Source organism: Prosthecomicrobium pneumaticum (genome assembly GCF_014199915.1).
Lineage (GTDB): Bacteria > Pseudomonadota > Alphaproteobacteria > Rhizobiales > Kaistiaceae > Prosthecomicrobium > Prosthecomicrobium pneumaticum.
Window position 1 is genome coordinate 695,058 of the sequence record NZ_JACHOO010000002.1, and the last position, 9,791, is coordinate 704,848.

The 9,791-nt window shown below is 69.7% G+C and carries 5 protein-coding genes; 3 read left to right on the forward strand and 2 right to left on the reverse strand.

Annotated elements, in window-relative coordinates; genetic code table 11:
• Positions 1-176 precede the first annotated feature (176 nt).
• Together GGQ63_RS06925 and GGQ63_RS06930 are read left to right on the forward strand one after the other, a co-directional pair.
• Positions 177-3,527, forward strand: a complete 3,351-nt coding sequence (locus tag GGQ63_RS06925) for a hybrid sensor histidine kinase/response regulator (protein ID WP_183853910.1) — start codon at positions 177-179, stop codon at positions 3,525-3,527.
• A complete protein-coding gene (locus tag GGQ63_RS06930) occupies positions 3,520-4,440 on the forward strand; it encodes a response regulator (RefSeq protein WP_183853912.1) in 921 nt (306 codons plus the stop codon). Before GGQ63_RS06925 ends, GGQ63_RS06930 begins: the two co-directional genes overlap by 8 nt.
• Positions 4,441-4,468: 28 nt before the next feature.
• Here GGQ63_RS06930 and GGQ63_RS06935 read toward each other — a convergent pair whose 3' ends face one another.
• Complete coding sequence (locus GGQ63_RS06935; protein WP_183853914.1) at positions 4,469-5,641, reverse strand: pyridoxal phosphate-dependent aminotransferase; 1,173 nt, start codon at positions 5,639-5,641, stop codon at positions 4,469-4,471.
• A 109-nt stretch (positions 5,642-5,750) separates the two neighbouring features.
• Positions 5,751-6,161, reverse strand: coding sequence for a large conductance mechanosensitive channel protein MscL (gene mscL / locus GGQ63_RS06940; protein ID WP_183853916.1), 411 nt, complete (start codon positions 6,159-6,161; stop codon positions 5,751-5,753).
• Positions 6,162-6,290: 129 nt separating this feature from the next.
• Between mscL and GGQ63_RS06945 the strand changes: the two genes are divergently transcribed.
• Positions 6,291-9,791 (forward strand): PAS domain-containing hybrid sensor histidine kinase/response regulator, encoded by a 3,501-nt coding sequence (locus tag GGQ63_RS06945; protein WP_183853918.1) that lies wholly within the window; start codon positions 6,291-6,293, stop codon positions 9,789-9,791.

Sequence of the window (9,791 nt, forward strand, 5' to 3'; positions counted from 1 at the left end):
CCCAACGCCCTCCCGAAGCCGAGCCTAAATCACGACTGAACTAGCCGTGATTTAGAAATTTGTTCCGCTGGACGGCGATCAGCGGGCGCGGACGCCGCAGTCCTTGCGCTCCGCGCCGCCGCCGCTAGTCTGTGCCGCGGGCATAGGCACGCCCTGCGAATGGGCAGAAGAGCGCGATGGCGGGCAGGCAGCGGATCGTCCCGGTCCGGCGGGAGTATAATCGCTGGGTCGCCAACCAGACGCTCGAGGACTATGCGCTGCGCTTCACCGCGAAGAGCGCCCGCCGCTGGTCGACACCGCGCGTGGCGCAGACGGCGATCGGCGCCATCTCCTTCCTGGCGCTCGAGGCGATCGGCGGCACGATCACCCTGTCGCACGGCTTCGCCAACGCCCTCGCCGCGACGCTCGTCGCCGGCGTCGTCCTCTTCCTCACCGGCCTGCCGATCGCCCGCTACGCTTCGCGCTACGGCGTCGATATCGACCTGCTCACCCGCGGCGCGGGGTTCGGCTATATCGGCTCGACGATCACCTCGCTGATCTATGCCACCTTCACCTTCATCCTCTTCGCGATCGAAGCGTCGATCATGACGACGGCGCTCGAACTCGCCTTCGGCGTGCCCGACTGGCTCGGCTACATCGTCAGCGCGGTCGTCGTCATTCCGCTCGTCACGCACGGCTTCGCCGGCATCTCGCGCTTCCAGATCTTCACCCAGCCGCTGTGGATCGGCCTCAACGTGCTGCCGGTCGGCTTCATCCTGTGGCAGGACTGGGGCTCGCTCGACGCCTGGTTCGCCTTCGAAGGGCTCGCCGGAGCGAAGCCGCTCGATCTCGTCTCCTTCGGCTCGGCCTGCTCGGTGATTCTCGCCCTGATGCCGCAGATCGGCGAGCAGGTCGACATGCTGCGCTTCCGCCCGCCGCGCTCGGCCGGCGGCCGCGGCCGCGTCGCGGCGCTCCTCGCCGGCGCGGGCTGGATCGTCGTCGGCGCGCCGAAGCTCCTGTTCGGCTCCTTCCTCGCGGTGCTCGCGCTGCGCCATGCGGTACCCGCCGAACACGCCGCGGAACCGGCCTATATGTACGCGGTCGCCTTCGGCTATGTGCTGCCCTGGCAGGATGCGGTGCTCTTCCTCACCGCCGCCTTCGTCGTCGTCTCGCAACTGAAGATCAATGTGATGAACGCCTATGCGGGCTCGCTCGCATGGTCGAACTTCTTCTCGCGATTGACCCACAGCCATCCGGGCCGCGTCGTCTGGCTGGTGTTCAACGTGGTGATCGCCCTGCTTCTGATGGAACTCGGCATCTATCACGTGCTCGAGCAGACGCTCGGCCTGTTCTCGGTCGTCGCCGTCGCCTGGCTCGGCGCGATCGTCGCCGACCTCGCGATCAACAAGCCGCTCGGCCTCGCCCCCCCGGGCATCGAGTTCAAGCGCGCCCATCTCTACGACGTCAATCCGGTCGGCACCGGCGCGATGGGGATCGCCGCGGCGATCGCGCTCGCCGCCTCGTTCGGCGCGTTCGGCGTGACGGCGCAGGCGCTCGCCCCCTTCGTCGCCCTCGGCGTCGCCCTCGTCACGGCGCCGGCGATCGCCTATGCCACCAAGGGCCGCTACTATCTCGCGCGGAAGCCGCGGGCGCAGTGGGCGTCGATGCGCACCCTCACCTGCTCGATCTGCGAGCACGATTTCGAGCCCGAGGACATGGCCTATTGCCCGGCCTATGCCGGGCCGATCTGCTCGCTCTGCTGCTCGCTCGATGCCCGCTGCCACGATCTCTGCAAGCCGCACGCGAAGTTCGAGACGCAGGTGAACGGCGCGATCGCCACACTCCTGCCCGCCCGGCTCAAGGAGCGGATCAGCCCGCGGCTCGTGCGCTATTTCGGCGTGCTCGCCGTCTTCGTCGCGGTGATCATCCTCGTTCTCATGCTGATCCGCGTGCAGGCCGACGGCTTTTCCACCGAGAACCAGGCGGTGATCGGCCAGACGCTGTGGGCCGCCTTCTTCGTGCTCCTGATCGTCGCCGGCGTCGCGGCGTGGTTCCTCGTGCTGGCGCAGGAGAGCCGCCGCGTCGCGCAGGAAGAGTCCGCCCGCCAGACGACACTGCTCTTGCGCGAAATCGCGGCGCACCGGCGCACCGACGCGGCGCTGCAGAAGGCGAAGGAGGCGGCGGAGGCCGCGAACGACGCCAAGAGCCGCTATCTGGTCGGCCTCAGCCACGAATTGCGCACGCCCCTCAACGCCGTGTTCGGCTACGCCCAGATCCTCGAGCGCGACCCCGAACTGCCGGAGAAGCGGCAGGGCAGCGTGCGGGTGATCCGCCGCTCGGCCGAACACCTCTCCGGCCTGATCGACGGCCTGCTCGAGATCTCCAAGATCGAGGCCGGCCGCCTGCAATTGCAGCGCAACGAGGTCCGGCTCACCGATTTCCTCGACCAGATCGTCGAGATGATGCGCTTCCAGGCCGAGGCGAAGGGGCTGGGCTTCGAATTCCACCGGCCCGCCCATCTGCCCGAAGTGGTGACCACCGACGACAAGCGGCTCCGCCAGATCCTCGTCAACCTGCTGTCGAACGCCATCAAGTTCACCGAGCGCGGTACCGTCTCGCTCACCATCCGCTATCGCAGCCAGGTCGCCACGATCGCCGTCGCGGATACCGGGCCGGGCATTCCGGAGGACGAACTCGAGCGCATCTTCGAGCCGTTCGAACGCGGCCGCGGCACCGGCGCCACCGTGCCCGGCACCGGTCTCGGCCTGACCATCACCAAGATGCTCGCCCAGCTGATGGGCGGCGACATCACGGTGAAGAGCACGCCGGGACGCGGCTCGCTGTTCGAGGTGCGGCTGATGCTCTCGGCGATCGAGCGGCCGCACGCCGTGCTGCCGGCGAAGCGCATCCTCGGCTATCAGGGTCCGCGCCGCACCATCCTCTGCGTCGACGACGACGCCGACCATCGCGCCCTCGTGCGCGAGGTGCTGGAGCCGGTCGGCTTCACCGTTCTGCTCGCCGCGGACGGACCGTCCGCGCTGGCCCTCGCCGAGACGCTCGAACCCGACCTCTTCCTCCTCGACATCTCGATGCCGGGCATGAACGGCTATGCGCTCGCGCGGGCGCTGCGCGCCACCGGACACCCGGGCCGGATCGTCATGCTGTCGGCGAATGTCGGCGAGACGGCGCCCTCCGAGGCGGAGGCGCCTGCGCATGACGACACGCTCGCCAAGCCCTTCGACGTGTCGCAACTGCTCGACCGCGTGCAGAGCCTGCTCGGCCTCGCCTGGATCGACGAGAGCGCGCCGGACCGGTTCGGACCGCCGCGGCCGGCCGGCATCCGGCTGAAGAGCCCGGGGCCGGAGCATGTCGCGGAGCTTCTGCGGCTCGGCCGGATCGGCTATGTCCGCGGCATCGAGGCGAAGCTCGACCAGCTCGACGCCGACGAGGAGAACAGACCGTTCGTGGACGCGCTGCGCACCCATCTGAAGAGCTTCGACTTCCGCCGCCTGACCGAGGTCCTGGAGGGGCTGCGCGGCCATGGTTGATGCGATGAAGGCGCGCGATATCGTCCTCGTCGTCGACGATTCGCCCGAGACTCTGTCCTTCCTCACCGATGCGCTCGAACAGTCCGGCCGCATGGTGCTGGTCGCCACCGGCGGCCTTCAGGCGCTCACCCTTGTCGAGGACATCACGCCCGACATCATCCTGATGGACGCGGTCATGCCCGGCATGGACGGGTTCGAGACCTGCCGCCGGCTGAAGGCGACCGGCACCGTCGCCCATGTGCCGGTGATCTTCATGACCGGGCTTTCGGAGACGGAACACGTCGTGCAGGGGCTCGGCGCCGGCGGCGTCGACTATGTAACGAAGCCGATCGTGCTCGACGAACTGTTCGCGCGCATCCGCGTCCACCTCGCCAATGCCCGCTCGGCGCAGAGCGCGCGCGTCGCCCTCGACAGCGCCGGCCGTTTCCTCTTCGCGGCGAGCCGGGCCGGCGCCATCCTGTGGTCTACGCCGCAGGCGGTGCGGCTCCTCGAAACGCTGCTGCCAGCGGATGGCGGGGGCCGCGTGCTCCCCGAGCGCCTGCGCCCCTGGCTCGCGGCGCTCGCCGGCGGCGCGGCCGAGGCGACCGCGACGACGCTGGCGCTCGCCGACGGCACCGTGCTGACCCTCTCCTTCGTCGGCTCGGCCGGCGAGGACGAACTGCTCTTCCGGCTCTCGCGCGGCGAGGAGAAGGACGAGGCCGAGGTGCTGCGCCGCCAGTTCCAGCTCACCCCGCGCGAAGCCGACGTATTGATCTGGGTTGCCCGCGGCAAGTCGAACCGCGACATCGGCGAGATCCTCGGCCTGTCGCCGCGCACCGTGAACAAGCACCTCGAGACGATCTACCAGAAGCTCGGCGTCGAGAACCGCGCCTCCGCGGCGGTCGCCGTGCTGAAGGTGCTCGGCGAGCGGTAGACGGCGCGACGCGGACCGGGTGGCCGGCTCAGCGCTTCAGCCAGGCGACCAGACGCTCGGCGGCGACCTCGATGTCCTCGCGCTTGCGCAGATAGCAGAGGCGCAGGAACCCCTTTCCGGCGGCGCCGAAGGCATCGCCCGGCGCGACGCCGACATTCGCCTCGTCGACCAGTCTGAGGCCGAGCCGGCGCGTATCCGGCTCGCCGTCGACCGAGAAGAACAGATAGAAGGCCCCGGCCGGCCGGGCGAAGCGGACACGGCCGGTCGCCGCGAGCGCATCGCAGATCACCGCCCGGCTCGCCTCGGCACGGCCGCGCTGCAGCGCGATGAAATCGTCGCCCTCGTCGAGCGCCGTCACCGCACCGCGCTGCAGGAATTGCGGCACGCCGGAGCTCGAATACTGGACGAGATTCTCGATCACCTGGCCGAGCTCGGGCGGCGCCGACAGCCAGCCGACCCGCCAGCCGGTCATCGCCCAGTTCTTCGACATGGTGTTGACATAGAGGATGCGGTCCTCCGGCTCGGCGATGTCGTAGAAGGACGGCGCCCGGATGCCCTCATAGAAGAAGCGGGAATAGACCTCGTCGGCGATGATCCACAGACCGTTCTGCCGCGCGAAAGCCAGAATGGCGACGAGTTCGTCGCGCGTCGCGGTCCAACCGGTCGGGTTGGAGGGGGAGTTGATGAAGAGCGCCCGGGTGCGCGGCGTCACCGCCTCGAACATCCGGTCGAGATCGAGCACCCAGCCCCGATTGCCGAACCCCATCGGCACCTCGACGGTGCGCGCGCCGCCGACCTCGATCGCCGCCGCGAAGTTCGGCCAGGCCGGGGTCGGCACGATGACCTCGTCGCCTGTGCCGGCGATCATCCGCAGCGCGGTCTGGATCGCGTGCATGCCGCCGATCGTGACGTAGAAGCGCTCCACGTCGAAGGGGCGGCCGAAGGTCCGCTCGTGATAGCGGGCGAGCGCGGCGCGCAGATCCGGAATGCCGCGCTGCCAGGTGTAGAAGGTCTCGCCGGCGGCGAGTGCCGCGCTCGCCGCCTCCGAGATGAAGGAGGGCGTCGAAAGATCGCCCTCGCCGACCCAGAGCGGGATCAGCCCCTGCCGGCCGCGGCCGTAATTGAACACCTCGACGATGCCGCTCTCGGGGGCCTCGCGCGCCTCGGGGCGGAGCGTGGAGAGAAAGGAAAGCGACGTCACGGGCGGCCTCGGGCTCTAACGGAAGGCCGGGACCATAGCCGATCGGTCCCGGCCCCGCCCATGATTTCTCGTGGTCGGTCGCTTCACCCGATCTGATCGATCGGAGCCCTCAAGGCTTGGCGAGCAGGTCCCGGATCTCGCGCAGCAACTGCACGTCCTTCGGATCCTCGGCGGGCTTCGGCGCCACCTCCTGCTGCCGCTTCAGCCGGTTCATCAGCTTGACGACCATGAACAGCACCCAGGCGACGATGATGAAATTGATCGCCAAGGTGATGAAGTTGCCATAGGCGATCGTCGCTCCGGCCTCGCGCGCCTGGGCGAGCGTCGCCTGCGGCGCACCGGCGAGCTGGATGAACATGTTCGAGAAATCGATGCCGCCGGTGATGAAGCCGATGATCGGCATGAAGAGATCGTTGACGACCGAGTTGACGAGGCCTGAAAAGGCCGCGCCGATGATAATGCCGATCGCCAGATCGACCATGTTGCCCTTGAGGGCGAATTCGCGGAATTCCTTCAGCATCGGCCCGTCTCCTGCCTCTTCAGAAACGCCTCTCGCGCCCTCCAGGGTGCCCGAGCGACCCGGATGCGGCAAGCGAGCGGATAAGGGCCGATCTTCATGCTAGGTTCCGGGACCGGAGGGGGAGGCGCGATGCTGCAGGGCTCGATCGTCGTCCTGGCGGCGATCCTCTATATCGGCTTTCTGTTCCTGGTCGCGAGCTATGGCGACCGGGCGCGTCGGCCGCGCGCCAGCGGCCGCGGCCGGCCCTTCATCTACGCGCTCTCGCTGTCGGTCTATTGCACGTCCTGGACCTTCTTCGGCTCGGTCGGTCTCGCGAGCCGCTCCGGCCTCGAATTCCTCACCATCTATCTCGGCCCGGCGCTGATGATCGGGCTGTTCTATCCGCTCTTGCGCCGGCTCGTCCGGCTCGCCAAGGCCGAACGGATCACCTCGATCGCCGACTTCATCGGCGCGCGCTACGGCAAGAGCTACGCCGTCGCCGGCGTCGTCGCGCTGATCGCGGTCGTCGGCATCGTGCCCTACATCGCGCTGCAGCTGAAGGCGATCTCGACCTCCTTCGTGACGCTCGCAGGACCGGGCGGCGGCTTCGCCGCACTCGGCGACGTCGCCTTTCCGATCGCCCTCGCCCTCGCCGCCTTCTCGATCCTCTTCGGCACCCGCCACGCCGACGCGACGGAGCATCAGGAAGGCCTGATGCTGGCGATCGCCACCGAATCGCTGATCAAGCTCGTCGCCTTTCTGGCCGTCGGGCTCTACGTCACCTACGGGCTGTTCGACGGCTTCGGCGATCTCGCCGCGCAGGCCGCGGCCCGGGCCGGCACGATCGACATTCTCGGCCGGCCGTTCGACGGTGGCGCCTGGCTGACGATGACGCTGCTCTCCTTCTGCGCCATCGTCCTGCTCCCGCGCCAGTTCCACGTCACGGTTGTCGAGAACAACGCCGATTCCGAGCTCAGGCGGGCGCGCTGGCTGCTGCCGAGCTATCTCGTCCTCATCAACCTCTTCGTCGTGCCGATCGCCCTCGCCGGCCTCGTCCTGCTGCCCGCGGGGGTCGACGCCGACACCTATGTCGTGGCCCTGCCGATGGCGCACGGCGCGGAGGCGCTGACCCTCTTCGCCTTCGTCGGCGGCCTTTCGGCCGCCACCGCGATGGTGATCGTCGAATGCGTCGCGCTGTCGATCATGATCTCGAACGACGTCGTCATGCCGCTTCTGCTGCGGCACCGGCAGCACGGCTTCGACGCCGGCGCCGACCAGCGGCCGCGGCTCCTCCTCATCCGCCGGGCGGCGATCCTCCTCGTCATGCTGCTCGCCTATGGCTACTACAAGGCGACCGGCGGCACGGCGGCGCTCGCCTCGATCGGCCTGCTCTCCTTCGCGGCCATCGCGCAGTTCGCACCGGCCTTTTTCGGCGGGCTGGTCTGGCGGCGCGCCACCGGCCGCGGCGCGATCGCCGGCATGCTCGCCGGCTTCGCCGTCTGGCTCTACACGCTGATGCTGCCGGCCTTCGCCGCCTCGGGCTGGCTGCCCGAGCGCTTCGTCACCGAGGGGCCGTTCGGCCTCGGCTTCCTGCGGCCGGAAGGGCTCCTCAACTTCTCCTTCGAGCCGCTCACCCACGGCGTCGTGTGGAGCCTTTCGGTCAACATCCTTGCCTTCGTGCTCGTCTCGCTCGCCCGCGGGCCGGAGCCGAGCGAGCGCGTCCAGGCGACGATCTTCGTCGCCGCCGAGCGGGTGCACGCGCCGGCGCTCCGGCTCTGGCGCACCGCCGTGACGGTGCGCGATCTCGAGGAAACCGTCGCCCGCTTCCTCGGCGCCGAGCGGACGGGGCGCTCCTTCGCCGCCTATGCGCGCGAGCGGGGCATCGCGCTCGATCCGGCACGGCCGGCCGACCTGCCGCTGCTGCGCTTCGCCGAACGCCTGCTCGCGAGCGCGATCGGCGCCGCCTCCTCCCGACTCGTGCTGTCGCTGCTGATCAAACGACGCGACCCGGCGACGAAGGGCGCCGTGAAGCTGCTCGACGACGCCTCGGCGGCGATCCAGTACAATCGCGACCTCCTGCAGACCGCGATCGACCAGGTGAGCCAGGGCATAGCGGTGTTCGACCGCGAGCTGAAGCTCATCTGCTGGAACCGGCCGTTCCGCGCCCTCCTCGACCTGCCGCCGGAGCTCGGCCAGGTCGGTATCGGGCTCGACGCGATCCTGCGCCACCAGGCGGCGGTCGGCGCGTTCGGACCGGGTCCGATCGAGGAGGCGGTGGCGAGCCGGCTCGACCGTCTGGTCGGCCGCCGCGGCCCCTATCAGGAGGTCCTGCACCCCTCCGGAACCGTGCTCGAAGTGCGTGTCGATGCCATGCCCGACGGCGGCATCGTCGCCACCTTCGCCGACATCACCGAGCGGGTGAAGAGCGCCGAGGCGCTGGAACGCGCCCGCGACACGCTCGAGAAACGGGTGCAGGAGCGCACCGAGGAACTGGTGCGCGTCAACGAGCAGCTCGTCCGGGCGAAGGCCGAGGCCGACGAGGCGAACCTCTCGAAGACGCGCTTCCTCGCCGCCGCCGGCCACGACATCCTGCAGCCGCTCAACGCCGCCCGGCTCTACACGACGAGCCTCGTCGAGCGCTTCGACAAGGGGCCGGAGCGCGCGCTCGTCGGCAATATCGACAGCGCGCTCGAAGGCGTCGAGGAGATCATCGGGGCGGTGCTCGACATCTCGCGGCTCGACGCGGGCGCGCTGAAACCCGAAATCGGCGTCTTCGCGCTCGACGACGTGCTGCGGCCGATCGCAGCCGAGTTCGACGCGATGGCGCGGGAAAAGGGCGTCGCGCTCCGGTTCGTGCCGACCTCGCTCTCCGTACGGTCGGACCGGCGCCTCTTGCGCCGCGTGGTGCAGAACCTCGTCTCGAACGCCGTCAAATACACCGCCTCCGGCCGGGTCCTCCTCGGCGCGCGTCGCCGCGGCGAGACGGTGGTGATCTCCGTCTACGACACCGGGCTCGGCATTCCCGCCTCGAAGCAGAAGGCGATCTTCCGCGAGTTCCACCGGCTCGATGCCGGCGCGCGGGCAGCGCGCGGCCTCGGCCTCGGGCTTTCGATCGTCGAGCGGATCGCCCGCGTGCTCAAGCACCGGGTGCGCGTCGTCTCCGAGCCCGGCCGCGGCTCACATTTCTCCGTCGAGCTGCCACGTGCCGAAGGGCGCGCCGCCACCATCCCCGCCCATGCCGCCGCACCCGCCCCGGCCGCGGCGCTCGACGGGCTCGTCGTGCTGGCGCTCGACAACGAGCCGCAGATCCTCGCCGGCACCGCGGCGCTGCTCGGCGGCTGGGGCTGCCACGTCATCACCGCGCTGTCGGCCGACGAAGCGGTGCACGCCGCGGCCGCAGGGCGGGCGCCGCCCGACGTGCTCCTCGTCGATTATCATCTCGATACGGGGAACGGGCTCGAGGCGATCGGCCGGCTGCGCTCGCGCTTCGGCAGCGCGGTGCCGGCCGCGCTCGTCACGGCCGACCGCACGCCGGCGGTGCGCGAGACCGCGACGGCGGCCGCCGTGACGGTGATCAACAAGCCGGTCAAGCCGGCGGCGCTGCGCGCCTTTCTCGCCCGCAGCCGGGCGCTCAAGGCGGCAGCGGAATAG